This window comes from Bacillus sp. SORGH_AS_0510 (genome assembly GCF_030818775.1).
Lineage (GTDB): Bacteria > Bacillota > Bacilli > Bacillales > Cytobacillaceae > Neobacillus.
Map to the genome: position 1 here is coordinate 3,051,124 of NZ_JAUTAU010000001.1, position 24,315 is coordinate 3,075,438.

Below are 24,315 nucleotides of genomic sequence, written 5' to 3' on the forward strand. Positions count from 1 at the left end.
TTACATTTCCTTCCCTAATAAGTATTTCGCAAGCAATGTCGCATCGACGTTCGTAATATCTTCTGGAACACTTTGACCATTCGTAATATAGGCCAATTGATATGGATATTTATAGGCAATATTGAGAATGGATCCATAGCTAGTCGTTTCATCAAATTTTGTCAAGATTAGTTTTTTAATTGGACTTTCTAAAAACTCATGTAACAAAATTTCCATATCTTCATATTTGGTGGTCATACTTAATACCAAATAATTTTCGCTTTCAAGAGGATGGTTTAAAAATTGATTAATCGATTCACGATATTCCACTTCTTTATAATTACGCCCGGTTGTATCCATATAAATCAAATCATAATGTTCTAGTTTTTTAAGAGACGACCCTAACTCATCAGCAGTACGTACTACTTCAACCGGTACATTTAGGATGCCGGCATAGGTTTTTAGTTGTTCTACAGCAGCAATTCGATAAACATCTGTAGTAATCATTGCCACTCTACGTTTTTGCTTTAGCACTTGTTCTGTTGCCAATTTTGCAATGGATGTTGTTTTTCCAACGCCAGTAGGTCCAATGATATTAATCATCCTTGTTCTCTCATGAATACTATTCGAGACGGGCAGTTTCTGTTCAATTATTTCTGTAATGATGGAGAAAAGTTCCGTCTCAATTTTATCGTCTGCCAAATCTACAATTGACTCATATTTTACTAAAATACGATTAACAATATCTGCTACAACTTCCTCTTCAACACCCTGCTTTTTTAGACGGGTGACCCATTTGTTCATATTAGAGGGAATTCCATCTTCATGTTTTCCATTCATCATGAAGGTCATCATCATTTTTTTCATCTGCTGTAATTCATCTAGTAAAGGATTTTGGTCTTCCAAAGCCTTCGTTTGCGAAGAAACCATTTTTTCATTCTGTTGGGACTTGCTGATTTTGGTAGTAACAGGATGCTCTGTATCAACTGAATTCTTGGAATAAAAATTATATAGTCCTTGTGGATTCCTATGGAAGCCAGATCCTGTCTCTTCTACATCCTCAGGTTTCATTACTGTTTTGTTTATATTAAGGGGTGGTTTTTCAATCTTATCCTTTAATTCCAAGGAAAATTTGGGTTCAGAACTAGGACTTTCTTTATCTAAAGCATAGGCAGTAACTTCATATTTTTGTTTAGAAAATAAACCAAATACGCCGCCTTTTTTGATTGTCCTTGTATTGACAATAATGGCGTTCTCACCTAATTGCTGTCGTACCATTTTTAAAGCAAGGGGCATAGAATCTGCTACAATTTTTTTGGTTTTCATATATTAACCACTCCAATACTTTGGATCTCAATATTAGGTTCAAGCTCCGTATAAGCTAGAACAGGGACTGTCGGCATGATTTTATCAACAAATTGTTTCAAATACATTCGAATATTAGGTGACGTTAGGAAGATAGGAAGACCCCCAGCCTTAACGACCTTTTCAATTTGTTCTTGTAAGACTTCTGTGATTCTTCTTGAAGTTTGAGGATCAATTGAAAGGTAGTATCCTCCTGCTTCGGATTGTTGAATACAATCTGAGATCCCTTTCTCTAAAGTGGCTCCGGCAGTTAAAACATTAATCACGCCGCCTTCTGAATATTGCTCCGTTATCTGACGTGTTAAGGATTGGCGTACATATTCTGTTAGAACTCTTGGATCCTTCGTATACACAGCATAATCTGCTAGAGTCTCAAAGATAGAAGCTAAATCCCTAATGGATATCTGTTCGCGCAATAGATTTTGTAAAACTTTTTGGATATCTGCAACTGAAAGTAAACTTGGAACAAGTTCTTCCACCAAATTTGGATGCGTAGCCTTTAGATTCTCTACTAATTCTTTCGTTTCTTCTCTACGAAGCAGCTGATAAGCATATTGCTTCAAGACCTCTGTTAAATGAGTAGCAATGACAGAAGGCGGATCAACAATCATATATCCCATCAGTTCTGCCATTTGTTTTGCTTCCATACTAATCCAAGTTGCAGGGAGTCCAAATGCTGGTTCAATCACTTGAATACCATCTAATTCTTCTCCTTCTCCCCCTTGATTCATGGCTAGAAAATGATCCAGGTACACTTCTCCATCTGCAATACGGTTTCCGCGGAACTTTAAGACATATTGGTTTGGTGTTAACTGTAGATTGTCTCGAATACGAATGGTAGGAATGACCAATCCTAATTCAAGTGCAAATTGCCTTCGTATCATGACAATGCGATCAAGAATATCACCGCCTTGTTTTTGATCAGCCAGTGGAATTAACCCATAGCCAATCTCCAGTTCAAGCGTGTCAATTTGAAGTAAATTAATCACTTTCTCTGGATTACTAATATCATCTTCTGCCGCTTCCATTTCCACTTGCTCATTTAAAAGTTCTTCTTTCTTAGCCGTTTTTTGTATGGAATACGCACCATAAGCTAGAATTCCAGCCACAGGAAGTGTCAAAAAAAGGCCAATTGGCGTAAATAATCCAAACAAAGAAATAGTAATGGCTACAATATACAGCAGTTTAGGATAGTTGAAAATTTGGTGCATTATATCTGTACCTAGGCTTCCGTCAGTAGCAGCACGTGTAACAGTGATCCCAGTCGCAGTTGAAATCAATAATGCAGGCACCTGGCTGACTAATCCGTCCCCAACAGATAATAAAGTAAATGTACTCGCAGCTTCGGCAAATCCCATTCCATGAATGGACATACCGATAATAAAACCGCCAATAACATTGATTAGTAGGATAATAATCCCTGCAATCGCGTCTCCTTTTACAAATTTACTGGCACCATCCATCGCTCCATAGAAATCTGATTCCATTTCAATCTTTCTACGTCTTGCACGAGCATCTTGTTCACTAATCAATCCTGCATTCATATCAGCATCAATACTCATTTGTTTACCAGGCATCGCGTCCAGCGTAAATCGAGCTGCTACTTCTGCTACCCTTTCCGAACCCTTTGTGATAACAATAAATTGAATGACAACTAGAATTAAAAAGACGATAAAACCGATAACTGGACTCCCACCAATTACAAACGATCCAAATGTTTCAATTACCTTCCCACCATCAGCCTTGGATAAAATAGACCGGGTAGTAGACACGTTTAGTGCTAGTCGAAATAAAGTTGTAATCAATAATGCTGTTGGAAATATCGAAAAATCTAATGGTTCTTTCGTATTCATTGCTACTAATAAAATCATCAATGAAACACAGATGTTGAAGATTAATAGAAAATCCAATAGTAATGTTGGCAGTGGAATGATCATCATCGTAACGATCAAAATGACAACAATGAATACGGAAAACTCTTTTATTTTCATGCCATCATCCCCTTATACCGACCTTCTTGATAGTATACATATGCTAAAATCTCCCCTACTGCATTGAACAGTTCTTCCGGTATTGGCTGGCCTATTTCCACTGCTGCAAAAAGAGCACGAGCCAATGGTTTATTTTCTACTGTCATTATCTTATTTTGCTTTGCAATTTCCTTAATTTTTAAGGCGATATGATCTTTTCCTTTGGCAATGACTTCTGGAGCTTCCATCGTCTTAATATCATAACGAATGGCAACTGCAAAGTGCGTTGGGTTGGTAATGACCACATCCGCTTTCGGAAGGTCTGCCATCATTCTGTTCATAGCCAATTGCTGCTGTCTGGCTCTTCTCTTCCCCTTAATTAGAGGGTCACCTTCCATTTTTTTATGTTCATCTTTAATTTCCTGTTTTGACATTCTAATTTTCTTCTCATGAGAAAACCATTGATAGAAATAGTCAGCAGCTGCCAATACAATTAAGCAGGCGGCTATCGTTATCCCAATTTTTATAGTTAAGGCTCCAATTAATCTCGCAGAATCAAATAGACTTTTTTCACCTATAGAAAATAATTCGTTTTTTTGATTCCAAATCATAAAAAAGACAATGACTGATGTAATCAATATCTTCAGAATAGATTTAATTAATTCAACAATAGAGCGAAGGGAAAAAATTTGTTTTGCACCCTGTAGTGGATTAATTTTTCCAAAATTCACTTTGATTGACTCAAGATTAAACATAAAACCAACTTGAATATAATTTGCAAGAACACCGGTAACAAGAACAATAGCAAAAATGGGGCCGACTAATTTAGTGACATCCCACAGAAGTTGGTTAAATAATAGCTTTGAGCTTGAATCTGATAGATCCCAAAGTAAATATTCCTGGAAACTGTGACGGTAGATGTCTAAACATCCCTCTATAAAACTCTTTCCACCTATCATGAAAAACCCGAAACTGAGCAGAAGTGTAAGGGCAGAAGATACTTCAGGACTCTTTGCGACCTGTCCTTTTTTCCTCGCCTCCCGCCGTTTATGAGGCGTTGCTTTTTCTGTTTTTTCTCCTGAAAATAATTGCAAATCTAAACGAAGAAGCATCCTTACACCCCCATGAGCTTCATGATGGAATACATTGAACCAAACATATTTTCAAAAAGTACTTTTAATAAATAAAAGAAACTAGGCAGAACAAAAATATATATAAGAAAATGGATTAATATTTTCATAGGTGGAAACACGGCAAACAGGTTCATTTGTGGTACTGTTCTTGCAATAATACCTAAAGCAACATCAACGACAAACAATGTCCCTATTATAGGTGCTGCCATCATGAAACCTATCAAAAACATTTGTTGTAAACATTCCAATAAAAATGTAGCGATCTTCCCATCTGTAAATGCTGGTATGGTAGTTTGCAATGAAATCCAGTCAAAACTGGAAAGAATTCCTTTTATTAATAGGTGATGTCCATTGGTAGCCAGTAATACTAATAATGCAATGGCGTTCTGCATACGCCCTGTAAGTTGGGCGCTTGTTCCAAATGTAGGATCAAATAAACTAGCCATAGAAAATCCAATGAGAACATCCATTATTGACCCTGCCATTTGTACGGCATAAAGCAAAATATTTCCTACCAATCCAAGTATGATTCCTACCAAGAATTCTTTTAATATTAGTAAAACAATCGTTGATTCTGGGAGGGAATCAACAGGTTCTTTTACCAAACCAACGCATAGAATACTTAGGAATACACTAAAACCTATTTTGTATTGGGTTGGTACTTGACGCCCAGAAAATAATGGAGCTGTGACCATGAATGTGGTGATGCGTACAAAAACGAGTAAAAAGGTCCACAAAATAGAAGCATCGATACTCATCGCTTACCCCACAAACTGAGAAAGATTGCCTAATAAACTTTGAGTAAAGTCAAGAACATGACGCAGCATCCATGGCCCAAAAAAAAGAATAGATAAGAATACAGCCACAATTTTCGGAACAAATGCTAGTGTCTGTTCTTGGATTTGAGTGGTAGCTTGAAAAATACTTACTATTAACCCAACTATTAAAGCTATTCCAGCTACTGGAGCGATTACTATGAGAATGGTATAAATCGCTTCTTGAGCGATTTTTAAGATTAGTTCGGTAGACATAGATTACACTCCCTTTCTAGAAACTCACGAGCAATGATTTAACAATTAAATGCCATCCATCTACTAAAATGAATAATAGAATCTTAAATGGCAGTGAAATCATTACTGGCGGGAGCATCATCATCCCCATTGACATCAAGACACTAGATACAATCATGTCGATGACTAGGAAAGGTATAAAAATCATAAAACCCATCTGAAATGCGGTTTTCAGTTCACTAATTGCATAAGCAGGTACTAATGCCGTTAGCGGAATATCCTTTATTTGGTCTGGCTTTTTCATTTTGGCATAATCCATGAAGAGTGCTAAATCCTTTTCACGAGTATGCTTAGCCATGAATTCCTTTAATGGCTCACTTGCCGACTCAAAAGCATCCTGTTGTGTCATTTTTCCAGCCAAATAAGGCTGAAGTGCGTTATGGTTTATATCTGAAAATGTCGGTCCCATAATAAAGAATGTCATAAATAACGATAATCCAATTAAAACCTGGTTTGGAGGTATTTGTTGAGTCCCCAAGGCATTTCGTACAAACCCAAAAACTACAATAATGCGAGTAAAACTCGTCATTAAAACTAGAATCGCTGGAGCAATTGAAAGTACCGTTATCAGCATAATAATACGCATGGTGTTAGATACTTTATCTGGATCGCTTGAACCTAAATCAATCCCAGGCAAAATGGTCCCCGTCGGACTTGCAGCGTGTGCCACAGAAATAAAACCAAGTGAAAGAAGTGGAACAAGGATGGCTATTTTTCGTTTCATTGTCCCTACTCCTCTCCATTTTCGTGATGCATTTTTTGTAAATGTTTTCGAAATACAGAATCCCAAATTTTCTTAGAATCCTTAGGAAACCATTTAGGTGTATTACCATCAGTAGCTTGACTTTCATAGCTTTCAAGGAGGTGTTGATATTCTTCTCCTTGAGAAATTGTACGTATCAATGTAACATCATCACCCACTCCAACCACGTAAATGGTTTGGCCAATTAGTAAGAGTTGCACCGAACGATTATTCCCAAGAGTATGACCACCTATAGGGAGAACAGGCCCATTTGTTTGCAATATGTTTCCTCGTTTTGATAAAAAACGTAATAATAAGAATAAAAGACCAATTACCAAGATAAACGAGATAATAAATTTAATTAGTAAGGGAAATAAAGAGGTTGATTGGCTATCCTCGACTGTAGTCGGTGTAGGGGAGGTTTTATTATCCCCCTTTTGGATAGATTCATAGACGGAAGGATCGCCGCCTGATGATGAACCAGCGGCAAAACTTGTGGATTGAAAAGAAAATAGATAAAAAAACATAACAAAAAACAACATGGTGCGTTTCATGATTGTCTCCTTCCTTGGAGTTATTTCTACTTATTTAATTCCCCAGTAATTTGTGCCGCTAATTTAGCATCAATTTTGGTGATTTCAGTTAAAATTTGAGCACGGCTATTGGTACTGATTTTTTTCAAAATGTCCATAGCTACTATTGAATTAGTCCCCATCATTGATTGAATAACCACTGCTGATTGAGTGGGAGGCATTCCTGCAATGGTTTCTGATAAAGTTTCTGTTGGATTCTCATGTTGTAATGCAAGTTCATGTACTTGCTGTTCAAAAGTTAAGGATTCTGTCTCGCTAATTGAGGCAATTTCTTTAAGCAACATCGTTATTTCTGCCGCTTTTTTCGGATCCTTTATTCCCCCAATGATACTGCTTTGATGTTCTTGGTCCAGCATCCTAATCGTAAGTGCAGCATCTTCCAAAGGCATAGCTTCAAAGATAGCGGCTGCTTTTGATGCGGACATATTTGTGTAGATATCAGCTACTTGCTTCATTTCTACTTTAGACTGTTGTGATTTTTTTTCTTTTAATTGCCTTTGTAAATCCATATTCTCTTGCTTTAATTCTTCTAGATCATTTTGATTAGAGCTTAATTCTTTTTTTATTTTTGATAGTTTTTGATCTAACACTTTCACATCTGACTGACTTTTTAAGTATTTATTTTTCCATTCATCTGAGTTATCAGGATTTTGTGCTTCTGCAGAAGGAGGATCATCAATAAACTGATTGATTAATGGAAGTGCATTTCCCCATTCTTTAAAAGTCTTTACCACAGGAAAACCCATGAAATTTAATAAAAAAGAAACTAAGATAACCGTAAAGATTAAAGGAATAATACCAATGTAAAAAATATTTGCTAGTTTTGACCGGTGCTTTTCTTCCATTTTGTCTCTCTCCTCAAATCCTTCGAGAGTATCGAAGGATGGCCATCTCATCTAACGTGGCTTGCTCTTCTCGATCCATTTGTTTCTGAAAAGCTTCCTTGGATTTAGCTTTCCACTGGTTCCACATCTTTGCTTCCTTTGCTTTTTCAATAAGCAATTGATGTTTTTCTTCCACTTTTTGATGAATTATCTTTGATTGGTTTTCCAATCGTTTCATTTGAAGATTTACATGTTCAATTTCTTGTTGTACTTCTAAAAGCTCCCAAACTGTTTTGCGATGGACTTGATTATACTGAGAAAAAATCTCATCTTTTACCATTTCCAAACCTTCTATTTGTTCCTCAATTTTGGATTGTTCTAGTTTCACAGTGCCATATTCTTGATGCGCCATTTCTTTCTCATTTTCTTTAAAATCAAGCACTTTTTGAAAGGAAAAATTAAATTTCATCGCATAATCGCTCCAAATTGTGATGTTAAGAAGGATTCCGCATCCTCTATGTTAGAAGTTTCATAGATTCCTTGCCTTAAAAAATGATCCATTTGCGGCTTTAATCGTATAGCCAAATCTATTTCACGGTTTGACCCCTTTTTATATGCCCCAATATTAATTAAATCTTCTGCCTGATTATAGGAAGCTAATAGGTTTCTAAAATTTCTTGCTGCATGTAGATGTTCGTCAGAGGTGATTTCAGTCATTACACGGCTAACACTGTTTAAAACATCTATAGCAGGAAAAATTCCTTTTGCACCAATTGAGCGGTTTAACACAATATGTCCATCTAAAATTCCTCTAACTGCATCTGCTATTGGTTCATTCATGTCATCACCATCTACAAGGACCGTATAGATAGCAGAAATGGATCCTTTTGGCCCAGTTCCGGCCCGTTCCAATAACTGAGGCAACATGGCAAAAACTGAAGGCGTATAACCTTTGGTTGTTGGAGGTTCACCGATAGCTAAGCCAATTTCCCTTTGTGCCATAGCAAACCGAGTAACAGAATCCATTACTAGCATTACGTTCATTCCAAGATCACGGAAATATTCTGCAATGGAAGTGGCTGTTAAAGCGCCCTTAATTCGAATGAGTGCTGGCTGGTCGGATGTTGCTACAATTACAACTGACTTCTTTAAACCCTCTTCACCTAGGTTCTGTTCAATAAAATCGAGGACTTCCCGACCTCTTTCGCCGATTAAGGCAATTACATTTACATCCGCTGTCGTGTTCCTTGATATCATTCCAAGGAGTGTACTTTTACCCACACCACTCCCTGCAAAAATACCCATCCGCTGACCTTTTCCCATCGTTAGTAATCCATCAATTGTCCGAACTCCCACCCCAAGTGGTGAATGAATCCGGGGCCTAGTGAGTGGATTAGGCGGTATCGCATGGGTAGGAACTTCTTCTAACCCTAATGGTAATGGTTTTCCATCAATCGGCTGACCAAGACCGTCTAGTATCCTCCCTAAAAGCTGTCGACCTGCTTTTACCATCATTTGCTTCCCACTTGCGACAACATCACAACCAGGACCAATTGATCGTACTTCACCAAGCGGCATAAGCAGTACTTTATTTTCTCTAATCCCGACGACCTCTGCTTGAATGGGAATTTGTGAATTGGTTGGGTAAATAGAGCACAATTCACCAATTCTTACATCTGGCCCTTGTGATTCAATAGTCAATCCAATAATTTGTGTTATTTTTCCATTTACCCTTACCGGATCCACACTGCGAATGAGTTTGGCATAGTTTTTAACTGAAAGCACCACTATCGGGCTCCCTTCTCGCTTCTAAAATCACCTTTTTAATTTCTTCAATTTGTGTATCAATCCGTGCATCAACACTGCCATATGCGGTTCGAATAATACACCCTTTAGAAGAAACGGAATGGTCCGGAATGATTTTGATTTCTGTTTCTCCATTAACTACAGCTACCAGATGCGGTCGTTGTGATTGGATAAACTCAAAATCATCAGGGTGAACACAAACAGTAATAAATTCTTTTTCTTTAAATCGTAGGATGTGTTGTTTTATTAATTCAACAAACTGACTGGGATTACTGTTTAATTCTGTCTTAATAATATGTGTGGCAATTACAGTACTAAGTTCAAGTAAAAAAGGTTCTGCTTCTGCAATGATGGTAGACTTTTCATCATATGCCTGTTCCAGTAAGGCTTGTACTTGATCCATTTTTCCTTGGTATTCTCTTAATATTTCAAACTCTGCTTCTTGTTTGCCAGTAGTGAACCCTTCATGAAATCCCTTTTGTTCCGCTTCAACAGATAAAATTTCTAGTTTCTGATGATTTTCGTCCCACCATTGACTAATTTTTTCTTCTGCTTCCTTCTCACGTAAGCGGGCTAGATACTCTGCATTTTCAATGATAGCTTTAGCTTGTTCTTCAGCCTCTTGAATGATTTGCTTTAGGTTATCATGAAACACAGCATCACTGGTTTCTTGATGCTGTGAATGAATGGAATCGTGGTCATTTCGATTAAAAATAATCCTTGGTTGCGAAATGACTTTTTTTTCATCAAGGACGGATAAATTAGAAGACTTAAACACCTTAGAATAAGACGTCATCCGAACCACCTCTAGCAATGACTACCTCGCCAGAATCTTCTAGACGACGGATAATAGAAACAATTCTTCCTTGAGCCTCTTCCACATCCTTAACTCTAACTGGCCCAAGGTATTGCATTTCCTCTTCGAACGTATCGACCATACGTTGTGACATATTTTCGAAGATGACCTTTTTGACTTCTGGACTTGAAGCTTTCAAAGCAAGAAGTAGGTCCTGATTTTCGACTTCTTGAATCACACGCTGAATGGCACGACGATCCAACGTAATAATATCTTCAAAGACAAACATACGTTTTTTGATTTCATCTACTAATTCAGGATCGTTCGATTCAAGCTGCTCAAGAATGGTCTTCTCAGTTGTTCGATCCACACCATTAAGGATGCTTACAATGGACTCGATTCCACCAACCACTGTAAAGTCTTGACGGATGGTAGATGCAAGTTTTTGTTCAAGAATGTTTTCAACTTCCTTAATGACTTCAGGGGAAGTTTGTTCTAGTACTGCTATTCTCCTTGCAACATCCGATTGTAATTCTTCAGGCAAGGAAGAAAGAATCATGGATGATTGCTGCGGCTCCAAGTGTGCTAACACCAATGCAATCGTCTGAGGATGTTCATTTTGAAGAAAATGATAAATTTGCATGGCATCCACACGTCGAGCAAAATCAAATGGTTTCACTTGTAATTGAGTCGTTAAGCGATAGATAATTTCCTGCGCACGCTCTTTCCCTAATGCAGATTCTAATACATCTTGTGCATAGCTAATGCCACCCATTTGCAGGAAGTCTTGTGCAATACACATTTCATGAAATTCTTTCAAAACTTCTTCTTTTTCTTTTTGATCTACTTTCTGGATATTAGCAATCGCTAGGGTTATCTGGTCAATTTCTTCTTCAGGTAAATGCTTAAATACCTTTGCAGAACCCTCCTTGCCCATCGCAATAAGCAATATCGCTGCTTTTTGTTTTCCAGTCAACTTTAATGCTGAAGCCATGGGACTTAAACCTCCTCTTCGTGTATCCATGTTCTAATAACTTTTGAAAAATCTTCCGGTCTTTGTTCAAGAAGCTTCTTCAATTGACTTTCCACACTCATATCTTGCTCAGCAAAATATTCTTCTGGTTCTTTAACGTTTGCAGATGATGAGAATTCCATTTGTTCCTCGAGTTCCTCTTGCTTTTGTCTTCTTTTCCGTAACAACATCCAAATCAGTCCCCCAAGTAAAAGGAGTCCTCCAGCAGCTGCTGATCCGATTAACAGCCAATTTTGCGAAGATCCGATTTGCTTAGCTGTATTCGTTGCAAATGTATGTGGAAAAACAGTGATTCGCTGATCAATCTCTTTTTGGCTTAAATTCGGATGTCCAAGCGCCGTCCGTACTGTATTCGCCACAATATTTTTGATATTATCTTGTGTTGCTTTTGATAGAGTATTGGATTTGGCTGAATCCGGCTCCACACCCACATTGATTGTAATATCTTCTATTTGATAAGGACTTTTGATGATTTCATTATTAATTCTATTAACTTCATAATTGACCCTATTTTCAGACTCTTCATAATTGCTATCGCCACCAGAATTAGATCCTACATATCCAGGTACATCGGTTTCGCCTGTTCCGACTACCCCACCGGCATTTGAGCCTGACCCACTATAAGTCTTAGAAGTTTTTTCTGAGCTGATGGCGATTCCGTTATTATTGTCATCCGTTGGTTTAACTAATTTTTCTTCTGTTTTGACTTTATCAAAATTCATTTTTACAAATGTGTGAACGAACACTTTGTTTGTCCCTAGAATGTTTCCTAGTAAACTCTGAAGGTCCTGTTGAATATCCCGTTCGACATTTTGTTGTACTTTCCGTTGTTCATCATATTTATCAAGTGCTTGTTCCTCATCATCAGTTTCAGACAACGCCAGAGTCTCACTATATTGGTTCATTATCGTGATGTTTTCTACTGGCAAGTTAGGAACACTTCGAGAAACCAATGTATAGAGAGCCTTAATTTGCTGCGAACTTAGCTTTGCACCTGGTTCAACCTCTACCATCACTGAAGCACTAGCTTTTTGTTCATCCTCTTGTCGGATAAACACTGAATTTTCAGGTAAAGTTACTATTACCTCAGCATTTTTAATTCCATCTACATGCTTAATTACTTCTGCAACTTGGTTTTGCATTGCTTCACGTTCAAGAATATCGTACTGTCTGTCAGTCCCTCCAAACGAGAGATTTTGTCCAAAAATATCATAGTTGATTTTGTTATCTTTGGGATACCCTTTTGCAGCAAGACTAACTAACAAATCCGGTGCATCTTTTTTAGGAACTTCTATACTTGTACCTGTGTCAGAAAGTTTATACCCTGTATAGCCTTCCTTGTCCAATTCTGCTTTTATGTCTCCAACTTCCCTTTGAGATAATTGGCCAGTATATAACGGTACATATTGAGGTCTTGACGCAAAAAAAATAAAGGTAGAGAGGGCAACTATTAGAAATAAAAATGTCCCTACGATGAGTCCTTTTTGTTTTGAGCTCTTGGATTTCCACCAGCTTCCAAATTGCTCCCCTGTATGTTTAAGTTGATCTGTCCATGATCGTTTCATCTCTCACCCTGCCCAGCTTTCTATCATTCTATTAAAACTGCATCCGCATCATTTCTTGATATGCTTCTACTGCTTTATCTCGTACAGTAACGGTTAATTCTAGAGCTACCTTCGCCTTTTGTGATGCAATGGTTACATCATGTATGTTATTTATTTCCCCTGCCGCAGCTTTGACAGTAAGATCGGAAGCTTGCTTAACAGTTGTATCAACATTTTCCAAATACCCTTTTAGTACATTAGAAAAGGAGGTTGTAGTCGAATTTGATTCAACATTTTGAGTTGGATTTTGATTAATTTTGATTAATCCACTATTTATACCGGAAACGTTCATTTATGTATCCTCCTAACGTCCAATTTCTAACGCTTTTAACATTATCGATTTGCCAGTGTTAAATGAAGTAACATTCGCTTCGTATGCTCTAGACGCAGCAAGCATGTCTACCATTTCCTTTGACAGGTCAACATTTGGCATCATCACATATCCATCAGGATTTGCATCTGGATTTGCTGGGTCATAGACCGTTTTGAATGGGGTCTTGTCCTCAACGATTCCAGTAACCCTTACTCCTTGTAACTGTGATTGCGATTGTTTTTCCATTGCCCCTTGTAGTATTTGGTTAAAGGACTTCTCTCTAGGCTCCATGCTTACCATTTTTCGACGATATGGTTCCCATTTGCCATTGACATATGTACCTCGAGTGGTTTCCGCATTCGCAATATTGGAAGAAACTACATCCATTCGTAAACGCTGAGCTGTTAATGCTGAGGCACTTATATTTAACGAATCAAACATGTTCCTTAGCTCCTTCCTTTAATAGCAATGGACAATTGTTGAAATTCACTGTTAATTTGTTCGGTCAGTGTATAATACCAAAGGGAGTTTTTCCCCATATTTGTCATCTCTTCATCGATATCAACGTTATTTCCATTGTTCTGCATAACTGAATTTGTATTTTCCACAATGCTGGCTGAAGGTATAAATGATGATTTGCCAATTACTAAATGACGACTATTTGTACGATTTCCTTCAAAACTTGTTTGATTACTTAAATATTTTTTAAAGATATCCTCAAACACTACTTGTTTTGTTTTATATCCTGGAGTTTCAGCATTTGATATATTATTTGAAATCACCTGTTGGCGTAAACTGGAAGCATCTAATGCCTTTTGTAGGAGGTTAATATTTGTCAAAATGCCCCTCCTCCTTTCCACTCGTAAAATTTGATATTTTTTGATAAATATCAACAAAATTATCAACATTCAATCATCAATATACTATAAAAAAGGTCTATTAATCTACACTTTTTTACAAAGGAAATTTTTGTTATAGAACATTTTGAGATTGAATTAAACCTTTAATTGACTAAAAAATTTACTTACACCTGAAACCCAATGATGATTAAGGTTATTAGGGTCATTATCTGCACCAACAGGGGCATATTTACCTGCAATTTTTGAAATGGTTGTCAGCCCTTGTCCAAGATAGTTCTTACTTAAATTTCGGGCCATGTCCATGATACTTTCTTCAATAGAGGAGTATGACTTTAATCCATTTTTGCCCATCATACCAGCGATATTATTCTTAATATAAGCTGCTTTTGATGTTCCATTTCCTGTTTCATGCTGTGCAATTGCTACAAGTAATGCAGGGTCCACATTAAATCTCTGTCCAGCTTGAACAAATGCTTCCCCCATTCCTTTTAACTTACCGCCAAGCACTTCATCAACTTTATCAGCATTAATGGACTGAAATCGTAACGGTTCTCCTGAAAAAGAAGATAACGAATCCTCCCCTAATTTTGAACCCTCATTAGTAATGGTCATATTTTCTAAGAAGGAAGGCAATGAAGGTTGGATTGCCGTTGGTATTTCATTTTTCATTAATTCATTTAAGACCGATGTAAAAAGGTTTGCAAAGTCTGAACTATTTGTCCCTACCTGTGTAGTTAAATTTTCGTTTCTTGACATCGTACTTGTTAACATCGTTTTGGTAAACCAATCATCACCTATTTTCAATGGTAAGCTCCTTTCTTATGGGTTAGATCGCGCCGTCTAGCATTCTACTTACATCTACTAAACAATCCTCAGTAAGCATTGAAATGCAAGTTAATTGGCCATTTTCAATTTTTCCTTCAACTAAAACAATCGTATCTGTATCCTCTTCTTGCTTCATTGCAAGAATCTGCTTTCCCATATAAACAATATTTTTCACAATATAATAGGAACAATTGATTGGATATCCAAGTGTTATCTTAATCGGATGCTTAAACAATGGTTTCCTCTTTTTAAATTCCATTAAATCTAAAATCTTGTTGTTGACATGTTCGTCTGTCTTTATCTGTTGTAGGAACATTCTTTTTTTCCTCTCCTTAACCCCCATGTTAAAGGACATAAAAATAACCCCGCCTTTCAGAAGGGGGGTTAACAGACAAAATATCTTTCAGAGGGTATAGAAGTCCTATACCTATGTAGACATTTTATACCTAGGAAAAACACCCTATCTATTAGGCAACTGGCTGGCATAGTATATTCCCTTAGCCCCTTTAGCTTTGCGTCACTGATTTTCATCAGTTTTGCCTTGATCGAGATTCAATGTTTTCTTGTAACTAAATAATCTCTAATCAAATAATAGAATGTTTTAACAATATAGAATACCCGACTTTTTACCTAATTTTGTCGAATTAACTAGGTATTTAGTCCTAATTTATAGAATATAAAGGTGTTTCACCTAGTTTTTTGTCATATTTTGTTAAAAACTACAAATAATATTTACTTTTTTCGACATTTTCTATGACAAATTTACCTTTTTGAATCTAAAAAGATACCATTCGTTTGTTTAGTGTAGTTCCTATACTGTTGAGAGACGAGTTTTTGCTTCTTTTGTTGATTGATGAGAATTTTTGTTTCAGACAATTTTTTTTCAAGTAAAGGAGCGAATTCCTGATCTAGTTGAAATGTGTCTTTTAACAATTTTAACTCTGATGATGAATAAACATAACCATTTACACTATTTTTTAATTCATCCACTTTACACATAAGTGTATTTCGATCGTCTAAAAGTTTTTCAAATTCCTCATAATTTTCTTCTTTTAATAGGTGGCACATCTCTACTGTCACTTCATATATCTTCTTAAGCAATTCATTCATTTTTAATTCAGACCCTAGCTATTAGTTTTAACTTGTTTCATGGCAGTCGCCCAAGTTTCTGATAATTCCACGGCAAACTCTTCTACTTCAACAAGTATTTCCTCACTTTTCTTAAGGTTCGCTTCAATCAATCGTGATTTCATAAAGTCGTACATCGGTAGTAATTGTTCAGAAATACTATATTCTTTTTTTAAGGTTACCATTAATTCACTTAAAATATCTTGTGCTCTTAAATTATAAGTGTTACTTTGTTCTAGTCTTCTATCCTGCAAGGCAGCTTTTGATAGTCGTATAAATTTAACTAATCCTTCATATAACATAAATGTAAGGTCTTCTGGCTTTGACGTAGTGACAGCTTGTTTTTGATAGGCTTGGTAAGGATTATTTAAAACCATTATTAACTCTCCTTCTTTACATGCATTTCTTGTTTTTATGATTATCGGATAGTAAGAAAAAAAGTTAAGTCCATCAAAAAGATGTATTTTGAATCATTTTGATTTTTTTGGATAAGTTAATATATTCCTCCACTTTAGAAAATATATAAAAAAGATATTCCATTGTTAAAATGGAGTATCTTTCCTTCGTTTTTCCTTAGCTTCCAACTTGAAGGACAATGCCAAATCCATCAATAATATAGTTAAGTCTTTGATTATAGGATTTAAGATTCTGTATTTTAGCTGCATCCCCTAACTTATTAAATGCAGTAATCTCTCGTGCAAGCTTAGAAACTTCTAGCTGTAAATCGTCATTTCGTTTTTTCTCTAACCTTAGTTGTTGTTCTTTCTTAACCAGTTTTTCCCTAAGTGCTTCTTTTTCATGGTTGATGGTTGATTTCATCGTCTCCATTTGTTGAAGAGCTTCTTGGTTTTGAAGAGCCATATTGGTTAATTGGTATAAGCCTCTTAACATTTCATGTAAATTTAGACCGGGCAGTTGTTGGACATTGGTAATAAGACCGGATAGAATATCTAACAAATCACCGTCTTGTAATGATGGAGTGTTTTGAATTTGTGCTATCTGTGGCGTATCATCCAATTTTTCAATTGAAATTACTGGTACATTGCGCTCATTAATAGTTGTGAACTGAATGCCATTTTGATTGGCTTTTTGAACTTTTTCATGGGACTTAAGAGTTGAATAATATTTATAGTTTACAGATTGATAACCTCGATTCAACAAGTCTGCTGTTTCCTCTAGAATCTCTGTAATATTCAATGCACCCTCGTCTTGGCGGTCTCTAATATATTGAAACATAAATGAAATTTCATTTTTAGTCCATTTTCGGTTTGTCTTTTTTGAATCTAATGTATTTTGATTATTTTCATTCATATGGAACATCATCAAATTGCTAAAATAAAAGACTAGTGATCCATTACTTAATTTGTTTTTATTTTCCAACTCATGAATGAAAGACTCTTCTGATTGTCCTAATTCCTTGTTCGTTAATGACTCTTTAAGCTCAAATAATGCGGATTTCAAACTCATAAGAATACCTCCTACATGATTTTTAGAAAAGAACGATTGGTACAAAACATAAAACCTAAACTACAATCATACATCTATCAAAATCATTTGTCATCCCAAAAACACTATTGGTTTGTTCTCTTACTATATGTATTCGTTCTTATGAATTTTTTATGGGTGTCTTTTCATCAAAATAAATAATTGTTACAATTTACATCAATATGTTAATTATATAAAATTTGTAATTATCTGTAAACGTGTAGTTTGATAAATAACAGAGAAAATTTGAAAAATAAAAGAGAAAGCCTTCTCATTTTGAAACGAGAAGGCTTTTATGTAGATACTTAGCGCACTTTCAAACGAATCTGTCGCTGTTTTTCAAAACAATGTTGGATGATTTTCATTTGGTCTGGCCGTTTGATGGAAGTAAATTCAAGCGCAACATAATTTCTTTCAATTTCTCTCATCAAACTCACTCGAATAACTTTACCCTTAAACGGTACAGAATCGATTTCTTTACTACGTGCATCGGGCACAAATAATGTTCCTGCAATCTCTTCGTCTTGATAAAAGGAAGAATCTAGTTTGGAGGAGAATAGTACGCCTCCAGCACTAATATTGATAGTATGTAATTCATTTTCTTCTATCATTAAACGTAAATTGGAATTGACCCGAACATTTTCTCTTTGCTGGATTTTTATGATCTCATTTTCCTTTGGTTTTGCTAAGCGTAATAAGGGAATGGTATCTTTCGTTCTGCCAAGGATTTCTGTTGTAAATTGAAATTTACTTTCTCCAGTGAGATAGGAAATTTCTAATTTTATCCCTACTGATATCAAACCAATAATCTCACGATCTAGTGGAATACTGATAAGTATCTCGGATTGGCCAATCTCAGCAATATTGGACCTACAGGATAGTTCATAGTCCATAATATCAATCATTATGTTTTGGTTCACTTTTGGATACATAAAGTCCTCCTGGTGTCTATTTCTATAGAAAAAATTAACATTCTCTAATTATATCGGTAATTGGTAATAAAAGTTAAGAGGTAAATGATAAAATCACATAAAAAAAGCAGTCACAATAAATTGTGCTGCCTTAATGTAATTAACGTAAGAAATCTACTAATGAAGGCTGAATGATACGTGCACCAACTGATAAAGCCGCACGTTGAACATTCTCTTGAGTTTTCAGATTCGTGATAACTTCCGCCATGTCTACATCCTCTTCACCTGATAGTAGGCGTGTCGTAGACACCTCAAGTCCATCTATACGAGAAATACTTAACTCCATTCGGTTCATCCGTGCCCCCAATTCAGAACGATGTCTGAGAAGGTTGTCCATTTGACCATCTAGTTGTGCAATATGATCTGTTGAACCAGGTGTAGCAGAGCGGAAATCGGATTCAATATCCGAGAGTACTTTAAAAATACCACCTGCTCCATCGTTGTTGAAGATGTCGATACCCTTCACATTAATTTGAACCGTATTATTTTGGCCCACCACTAACTCTAGTTTTTCATTGTTAGCGTTAGTAAATTGTTTAGCTGAAGCATCATACGGTGGAGTTTTTACATCCGTGCCGGCAAAGATATATTTACCGCCAATCTGCGAATTTGAAATCTCTCCTAAATGCTCTTTTAACTGGCTAATTTCTTCAGCGATTGCATTACGATCTGTTTCACTATTGGTTCCATTTGAGCCTTGTAAAGTAAGCTCCCTCACCCGTTGAAGCACGGATGTGACCTCATCTAGCGCCTCATCCGTTGTTGTCATCCAAGAGAGTCCGTCATCAGCATTTCTTTTATACTGATCGATTTCGTTTAAAGATGAACGGTAAAACATACCTCGTACGGCGGTTACAGGGGTTATCTGATGGCTTGTTAATTTTCCTGCCAGAGGATACTTGTTCCTGTAATTGGTCCATCGTCTTGTTGGTTCTTTGTAAATTAAATAATAGGTTTTGATTCAACATATTTTGAGTGACACGTAAGCTCATGTTATCCCCCCTACAAGCCTACTCGGCCCATACCGTTGATGATTTTATCCAAACACTGGTCCACAACTGTTACCATTCGTGCTGAAGCGTTGTAAGCCTGTTGGAACTTAATCATATTTGCCATCTCTTCATCCAATGATACTCCAGATACGGACTGACGACGGTTTTCTACTTGATTAATAATCACTTCAGAATTACTTTGCATTCTTTGTGCTTCCTGCGAATCGATACCGAGCTGACCAATAATATTTCGGTAATAGTCATCGGCAGTCGCGTTTATTCCAGGAAACGTAAGAGCTGTAAATTTAATATTCGCAATATCCTGAGCATTTTTACCATTACCGGTTGATGACTGTCCGGCTGATTCCTCTTTAGCCGCAGCAATCAAACTAGGAGAGTTTAAAATAGCTGGGTTCACAGCTAGATCACCTGCACTTGTCCCAATAAAGAATGGTACTTTATTAGTTGAAGTTCCGCTAATATTCTCTAAGTTCATTCCTTGTTCATGAACAGAATTAACAGCATTGGCAAATGTCATCGCTAGATTATTTATTTTCTCTTGAATTGTAGGAATGGTAGATTTTACACCGCCGCCTACAATTCCATATGACTCGATTCTTCCCAATAATTCACCAGAATTTAAGGTTACTTGTGTATTTCCAATTTTGATATTGGCTGGATCAACGACGCCACCAGAAGTATCTACTGTTAAAGTACTCGCTGTTTTCCCAGAAACCATCAGTACTCCCCCAACAGAGATATCTACCACACCTGTCTTTTTATTAGGAGGTGAAACATTTACATCTACAAGTTTAGAAAGCTGATCGATCAATACATCTCGCTGATCGTAAAGATCATTTGGCTGATATCCGTTTGGAACGAGCCGAGCAATTTGATCATTCAGGCTTGCTATTTGTGATGCAAAGGAATTTACTGAATCCGTTTTTGCTTTTATGACCAATTGCAGATCATCCTGCATCTGATTTAATGATGCGGATATATGTCTAAGAGTTTCGGTTACTGCTACCCCTTTTTGGCTAACAACGGCACGGGCGGCAGCACTATCAGGATTTTTCGATAGCTCTTCCCAACCCTTCCAAAATTCATCCATTGTAAATGCTAAACCATCATCGGAAGGTTCATTTAATAGTTCTTCCACTTTGGTAAGGGTATCACTTTTTGCTTCCCAGTAACCCAAACTCTTATTTTCGCCACGGAGCTGAACATCCAAATAATCTTCACGTAATCGGGCGATCTGATCTACCTCTACACCGGTTCCTAACTGGATTTGCATGCCTGGGATGGAAACTGGCTTTGTGGCAATCATATCTGCCCGTTGACGTGTATACCCTGTAGTATTTGCATTCGCAATATTATGCCCAGTGGTAGAAAGGGCTGTTTGTTGAGCCGCTAGTCCTCGTTTTCCTAATTCAATCCCATGAAACGTTGATGTCATGACAAATCCTCCTAAAAAGTAAAACTCTAAATCTTAGCATCTAACATGCTTGTATACCGATTTTTAGCATTTGGACCATAACCAATGGCCGGTTCTTTCTTAGCAAACATTCCAATAGAATATTGGATAAATGATAGAGATGTTTGTATCAATTGTTGGTTGTTCTCATTAATCTGAGAAATTTCCTGAATTAAACTGCGCAATTGTTTTGCGATGGATGTCAATTTAACTTTAATTTGATTATCATACTGTAGCTTTATTAATTCTTCTAATGTAAAGGAATCGCCTTTGATTCCTTTCTTCTCGAAAAACTCTTGAACTTTTTGCATTCTAATCTGTTCCAGCTTTTGAATCTCATCTACACATAGAGCTTCTCGATGAATTTGGCTTTGCAGGTCCTGAATATTCCCATTCACAAGCATGTCCCTTTTCCCTTTGGCCAAATCTAGTAATCGTGAATGTGCATCGACCATTGTTTCTAAGCTTTGAATAAGTGTGTTCAGGGAATCCATCTTCTCGTCTCCTAGATTGAAGTATTTTTCCAGAAAGCAGTCATTTTCTCAGCAATCTTATTGCTATCGACTTTATAGGTACCATCAGCAATCTGCTGTTTTAGTTCTTGAATGCGTTGTTGACGTTGTGCTTGCTCAGACACCATTGCTTGAGAGATTTCACGTCCACGCGAAGAAATACTTACATCTGCAGAAGTAGATGTCTTTTTTGTTGTTTGATTTGTATTTGAACGGTTCGCTTGATTTTGATAGGAATAAAAACCAAATTTCGTATCATTTATTCTCATTTCTAGTTCCCTCCTATTCCTTTATTCTTATTTATCGGCAGATTTTATTAAAAGTTTAGTTACTTTTAGAATTAATTTTTATTCGTGTTAAAAACGCACATATCCTTCTAATTGTATCAAAATATATTGGATATTTCATTACCTATTTATAGTGTAAAAGTGGTATAAAAAACAACGGAAGTTTTCTTTCCGCTGTTGGTCGTTTTATGATTTACTATCTATATTTCCACCGACAAAGTCGATTTGTAAATCCTGCATTTGACGGAGATATACTTCCGTTTTACCTGGTGTGTAATTATGGATTGGCTTATTTGGTGTTGTTTCAATTTCAGCTCCACCCTGTTTCCAATCTATCGCAACCTCTGTTGGAGTAAAGTGAATCTTGACTGAACCATAGCTAGGAATAAATCCGATAGTAAATTCAGCGGGCCCAGGGTTTACTTTGGCTGATATGATGGATTGGATGGCGTCATTCTTTTTCTCGATTGCAGCTAATTGATCGCCTTCTTGAGCTTTTTCACCTATGGCTTCAAAAGCTTCTTGTTTTGCGAACGCTGCCATATCCTCACTAAAAATACCATTTCGCTTAACATTCAATTCATTCCATAACTGTTCCTGGTCAATTTCAAGTCGTCCAGGTTTCCGATCTATAGTCATCCTTGCAGGAACCTGTTTTATGGATAAATCAGCAGGTTTTTGTTGGATCTCCTGAACCGGTTGGGTGATCCGAAGGCCAATCTGTGCATTTGTTTGATGTAATCTTATCTGTGGAATTTGCATTTGTTTTTACCAGGCCTATACTTTTTTATCTACTAAGATACCTAGGTAATCTGTCATTGCTGCATACATATCTAACATCTTTTTCGAAGGAATCTCTTTCACTACTTCATTTGTTGTATCATCAACCAAGGTAACATAGTATTCTTTTAATTCTTCATGAAATTGGAACTTTAAATGTGTATTGGAAGCCTTTAGAAAATCATTCATACTATCTATTACTTTTTGTGTTTTTTCTTTTGTTTGTACTTGCTGAGGTGTTGTTTGAGGCTGTTCTTGCTTTTCTGGTACAATTTCTTTGACCTTTGGAATTCCTTCCACTTTTGGAACTGTATATTCTACAGATTGGTTAGTGGAGTTCGATAATTTGTCTATCATTTTATGCCTCCCATTCTGACAATATCTTTTTACTTAATTATCGGATGAAATACATGAATGTTTAGTGAAAATTATGTAAATGAACGAAAAAGCAATTATGAATATTCAGATCAAAATTTGGATATTTACCTAAAATCATTTATAATCAATATAGAAACATACGTTCTATATAGGTGGTGAGTTTTGTGTTTCACACTCTAAATAATATTCAAATCAATGTTCTAATTGCTAGTATAATAGGTGATGGTGAGCTAACCAAACTTTATCAAGGTAGTAGACGAAAAAATAGCAGTTACAGAGAGCACTACGGGGAAAATCAAAAAGAATACCGTGAATGGAAAATGGAACTTATGAATGGCTTGTTTTATATTACTCCAAAAAGTAATTGTTTACGGTCAGCCTCCAGTTCTCTTTTTACAGACTTATTGGCACTTTTTTATAACCACAATGGGAACAAAATAGTACCAGCATCCATATTACAATTTTGTAATCTACCGCATTTTCTAGCTATTCTTTACATGGATGATGGTTCATTGTGCATCAGTACAAAAATTAACCATCGTAATAAAAAAATTTATATTACACCACATATCTACTTATACTTACAAAACTATCCCAAAGAAGAATTAACTCTTCTTAAAAACCACATCCAAGACAATTTTCAGATTACTTTAAGGTTGGCAAGTAGAAAAGATGGACATGGATATATCCTTCGAACAACATCTGTTAATGAAACAATTGCCTATTTAAATATCATAAAAGACGTTTCAGATACTTGCCCAAGTATGTTTTACAAAACTAATTTGAGTTACCGTATTGAACAAGAAACTCAAAAATGCAAACTAAAATACCCTGATTACGAACTTATTGTTTCTAGTTCTAATAGAAATAAAAATTATTCTTCAGATGAAAATAAATTGCTGATCTCTTTAAAGAAAAGCGGGCACTCGGATAAGGATATAGCCATTTTACTTGGCCGAACCTATTGGTCAGTAGTATATAAACTTTGTGAATTAAGAAAGTTGAATCTTTTATGAAAAATAAAAGAGACTTTGATAATCAAAGCCTCTTTTACTATTATTAACGAAGAAGTTGAAGAACTCCTTGTGGTTGTTGGTTCGCTTGCTTTGCGACTGTATCTTTCGATTACAGAATAGACTATATCTTCATCCATAATTCTATGGAGCCGGGCACTTCGAACAGCATTTGGCTGCCCTACGGGATTCATAGTCATAGTAATTAACCTTAGACCGTATTCCCTAGTCGTTGAACCTTCTCCAGAGTTTCCTCACAGGAGCTTGGCTGCTGATTATCCATTGTTTCATCCTTATCATTTTCAAACCATTACATTGACCGTTTCCAGTTCCGTTGTGGTTGATAAAGCTTTAGGACGTTCCAGCAATTCACCCAGTTATT

At 36.4% G+C, this 24,315-nt stretch carries 30 protein-coding genes and 1 riboswitch; of the genes, 1 reads left to right on the forward strand and 29 read right to left on the reverse strand.

What is annotated here, in order from left to right:
- From flhF to flaG, 29 genes are all read right to left on the reverse strand, one after another.
- Positions 1 to 1,305, reverse strand: a complete 1,305-nt coding sequence (gene flhF / locus QE429_RS15680) for a flagellar biosynthesis GTPase FlhF (RefSeq protein WP_307288232.1) — start codon at positions 1,303 to 1,305, stop codon at positions 1 to 3.
- Positions 1,302 to 3,335, reverse strand: a complete 2,034-nt coding sequence (flhA, locus tag QE429_RS15685; protein WP_307288233.1) for a flagellar biosynthesis protein FlhA — start codon at positions 3,333 to 3,335, stop codon at positions 1,302 to 1,304. The genes flhF and flhA overlap by 4 nt, the downstream gene beginning before the upstream one ends.
- Positions 3,332 to 4,426, reverse strand: a complete 1,095-nt coding sequence (gene flhB, locus QE429_RS15690; protein ID WP_307288234.1) for a flagellar biosynthesis protein FlhB — start codon at positions 4,424 to 4,426, stop codon at positions 3,332 to 3,334. The genes flhA and flhB overlap by 4 nt, the downstream gene beginning before the upstream one ends.
- 2 nt (positions 4,427 to 4,428) lie before the next feature.
- Positions 4,429 to 5,205 (reverse strand): flagellar biosynthetic protein FliR, encoded by a 777-nt coding sequence (fliR, locus tag QE429_RS15695; protein ID WP_307288236.1) that lies wholly within the window; start codon positions 5,203 to 5,205, stop codon positions 4,429 to 4,431.
- Positions 5,206 to 5,208: 3 nt separating this feature from the next.
- Positions 5,209 to 5,478 (reverse strand): flagellar biosynthesis protein FliQ, encoded by a 270-nt coding sequence (gene fliQ / locus QE429_RS15700; RefSeq protein ID WP_307288238.1) that lies wholly within the window; start codon positions 5,476 to 5,478, stop codon positions 5,209 to 5,211.
- A gap of 16 nt (positions 5,479 to 5,494) precedes the next feature.
- Positions 5,495 to 6,241 carry a flagellar type III secretion system pore protein FliP gene (gene fliP / locus QE429_RS15705; protein WP_307288239.1) on the reverse strand — a complete coding sequence of 249 codons (747 nt, stop codon included), beginning with the start codon at positions 6,239 to 6,241 and terminating at the stop codon, positions 5,495 to 5,497.
- A gap of 5 nt (positions 6,242 to 6,246) precedes the next feature.
- Complete coding sequence (locus tag QE429_RS15710; RefSeq protein ID WP_307288240.1) at positions 6,247 to 6,813, reverse strand: flagellar biosynthetic protein FliO; 567 nt, start codon at positions 6,811 to 6,813, stop codon at positions 6,247 to 6,249.
- A 26-nt stretch (positions 6,814 to 6,839) separates the two neighbouring features.
- Positions 6,840 to 7,697 (reverse strand): MotE family protein, encoded by an 858-nt coding sequence (locus QE429_RS15715; protein ID WP_307288242.1) that lies wholly within the window; start codon positions 7,695 to 7,697, stop codon positions 6,840 to 6,842.
- A gap of 13 nt (positions 7,698 to 7,710) precedes the next feature.
- Positions 7,711 to 8,145 (reverse strand): flagellar export protein FliJ, encoded by a 435-nt coding sequence (gene fliJ, locus QE429_RS15720; RefSeq protein WP_307288243.1) that lies wholly within the window; start codon positions 8,143 to 8,145, stop codon positions 7,711 to 7,713.
- Positions 8,142 to 9,467, reverse strand: coding sequence for a flagellar protein export ATPase FliI (fliI, locus tag QE429_RS15725; RefSeq protein ID WP_307290847.1), 1,326 nt, complete (start codon positions 9,465 to 9,467; stop codon positions 8,142 to 8,144). The genes fliJ and fliI overlap by 4 nt, the downstream gene beginning before the upstream one ends.
- Positions 9,448 to 10,278 (reverse strand): FliH/SctL family protein, encoded by an 831-nt coding sequence (locus tag QE429_RS15730; protein WP_307288244.1) that lies wholly within the window; start codon positions 10,276 to 10,278, stop codon positions 9,448 to 9,450. The genes fliI and QE429_RS15730 overlap by 20 nt, the downstream gene beginning before the upstream one ends.
- Positions 10,262 to 11,272, reverse strand: coding sequence for a flagellar motor switch protein FliG (gene fliG / locus QE429_RS15735; RefSeq protein ID WP_307288245.1), 1,011 nt, complete (start codon positions 11,270 to 11,272; stop codon positions 10,262 to 10,264). The genes QE429_RS15730 and fliG overlap by 17 nt, the downstream gene beginning before the upstream one ends.
- A gap of 5 nt (positions 11,273 to 11,277) precedes the next feature.
- Complete coding sequence (gene fliF, locus QE429_RS15740) at positions 11,278 to 12,876, reverse strand: flagellar basal-body MS-ring/collar protein FliF (RefSeq protein WP_307288247.1); 1,599 nt, start codon at positions 12,874 to 12,876, stop codon at positions 11,278 to 11,280.
- 31 nt (positions 12,877 to 12,907) lie between these two features.
- Complete coding sequence (gene fliE, locus QE429_RS15745) at positions 12,908 to 13,207, reverse strand: flagellar hook-basal body complex protein FliE (RefSeq protein ID WP_307288249.1); 300 nt, start codon at positions 13,205 to 13,207, stop codon at positions 12,908 to 12,910.
- Between the two features lie 12 nt (positions 13,208 to 13,219).
- Positions 13,220 to 13,669 carry a flagellar basal body rod protein FlgC gene (gene flgC / locus QE429_RS15750; protein WP_307288250.1) on the reverse strand — a complete coding sequence of 150 codons (450 nt, stop codon included), beginning with the start codon at positions 13,667 to 13,669 and terminating at the stop codon, positions 13,220 to 13,222.
- A 5-nt stretch (positions 13,670 to 13,674) separates the two neighbouring features.
- Positions 13,675 to 14,067: a flagellar basal body rod protein FlgB gene (gene flgB / locus QE429_RS15755; RefSeq protein WP_307288251.1), complete on the reverse strand. Its 393-nt coding sequence runs from the start codon at positions 14,065 to 14,067 to the stop codon at positions 13,675 to 13,677.
- Between the two features lie 156 nt (positions 14,068 to 14,223).
- Positions 14,224 to 14,892: a glucosaminidase domain-containing protein gene (locus QE429_RS15760; protein WP_307288252.1), complete on the reverse strand. Its 669-nt coding sequence runs from the start codon at positions 14,890 to 14,892 to the stop codon at positions 14,224 to 14,226.
- A 22-nt stretch (positions 14,893 to 14,914) separates the two neighbouring features.
- Complete coding sequence (locus tag QE429_RS15765) at positions 14,915 to 15,229, reverse strand: hypothetical protein (protein ID WP_307288254.1); 315 nt, start codon at positions 15,227 to 15,229, stop codon at positions 14,915 to 14,917.
- A gap of 151 nt (positions 15,230 to 15,380) precedes the next feature.
- Positions 15,381 to 15,464, reverse strand: a riboswitch (cyclic di-GMP riboswitch).
- A 211-nt stretch (positions 15,465 to 15,675) separates the two neighbouring features.
- On the reverse strand, positions 15,676 to 16,023 hold the full coding sequence (locus QE429_RS15770) for a flagellar protein FliT (RefSeq protein WP_307288256.1): 348 nt from the start codon (positions 16,021 to 16,023) through the stop codon (positions 15,676 to 15,678).
- 14 nt (positions 16,024 to 16,037) lie between these two features.
- On the reverse strand, positions 16,038 to 16,418 hold the full coding sequence (fliS, locus tag QE429_RS15775) for a flagellar export chaperone FliS (RefSeq protein WP_307288258.1): 381 nt from the start codon (positions 16,416 to 16,418) through the stop codon (positions 16,038 to 16,040).
- A gap of 196 nt (positions 16,419 to 16,614) precedes the next feature.
- Positions 16,615 to 17,508 carry a hypothetical protein gene (locus tag QE429_RS15780; RefSeq protein WP_307288260.1) on the reverse strand — a complete coding sequence of 298 codons (894 nt, stop codon included), beginning with the start codon at positions 17,506 to 17,508 and terminating at the stop codon, positions 16,615 to 16,617.
- Between the two features lie 323 nt (positions 17,509 to 17,831).
- Positions 17,832 to 18,458 carry a flagellar brake protein gene (locus tag QE429_RS15785; protein ID WP_307288262.1) on the reverse strand — a complete coding sequence of 209 codons (627 nt, stop codon included), beginning with the start codon at positions 18,456 to 18,458 and terminating at the stop codon, positions 17,832 to 17,834.
- Positions 18,459 to 18,597: 139 nt separating this feature from the next.
- Positions 18,598 to 19,335 (reverse strand): flagellin N-terminal helical domain-containing protein, encoded by a 738-nt coding sequence (locus QE429_RS15790; RefSeq protein ID WP_307288263.1) that lies wholly within the window; start codon positions 19,333 to 19,335, stop codon positions 18,598 to 18,600.
- Positions 19,295 to 19,489 carry a flagellin N-terminal helical domain-containing protein gene (locus tag QE429_RS15795; RefSeq protein ID WP_307288265.1) on the reverse strand — a complete coding sequence of 65 codons (195 nt, stop codon included), beginning with the start codon at positions 19,487 to 19,489 and terminating at the stop codon, positions 19,295 to 19,297. Before QE429_RS15795 ends, QE429_RS15790 begins: the two co-directional genes overlap by 41 nt.
- A gap of 10 nt (positions 19,490 to 19,499) precedes the next feature.
- Entirely contained in the window at positions 19,500 to 20,945 is a 1,446-nt protein-coding gene (gene flgK, locus QE429_RS15800; protein ID WP_307288267.1) for a flagellar hook-associated protein FlgK, read from the reverse strand.
- Positions 20,946 to 20,971: 26 nt separating this feature from the next.
- Complete coding sequence (locus QE429_RS15805) at positions 20,972 to 21,457, reverse strand: flagellar protein FlgN (RefSeq protein WP_307288268.1); 486 nt, start codon at positions 21,455 to 21,457, stop codon at positions 20,972 to 20,974.
- A gap of 11 nt (positions 21,458 to 21,468) precedes the next feature.
- Positions 21,469 to 21,744, reverse strand: a complete 276-nt coding sequence (gene flgM / locus QE429_RS15810; RefSeq protein WP_307288270.1) for a flagellar biosynthesis anti-sigma factor FlgM — start codon at positions 21,742 to 21,744, stop codon at positions 21,469 to 21,471.
- A gap of 204 nt (positions 21,745 to 21,948) precedes the next feature.
- Positions 21,949 to 22,524, reverse strand: coding sequence for a DUF6470 family protein (locus tag QE429_RS15815; protein WP_307288272.1), 576 nt, complete (start codon positions 22,522 to 22,524; stop codon positions 21,949 to 21,951).
- 15 nt (positions 22,525 to 22,539) lie between these two features.
- Positions 22,540 to 22,899, reverse strand: a complete 360-nt coding sequence (gene flaG, locus QE429_RS15820) for a flagellar protein FlaG (protein ID WP_307288274.1) — start codon at positions 22,897 to 22,899, stop codon at positions 22,540 to 22,542.
- Between the two features lie 185 nt (positions 22,900 to 23,084).
- Here flaG and QE429_RS15825 point away from each other — a divergent pair, with 185 nt between their 5' ends.
- The gene (locus QE429_RS15825) at positions 23,085 to 23,936 is read left to right on the forward strand and encodes a DNA endonuclease (protein WP_307288276.1); all 852 of its coding nucleotides are present in this window, start codon (positions 23,085 to 23,087) and stop codon (positions 23,934 to 23,936) included.
- Positions 23,937 to 24,315: the final 379 nt, after the last annotated feature.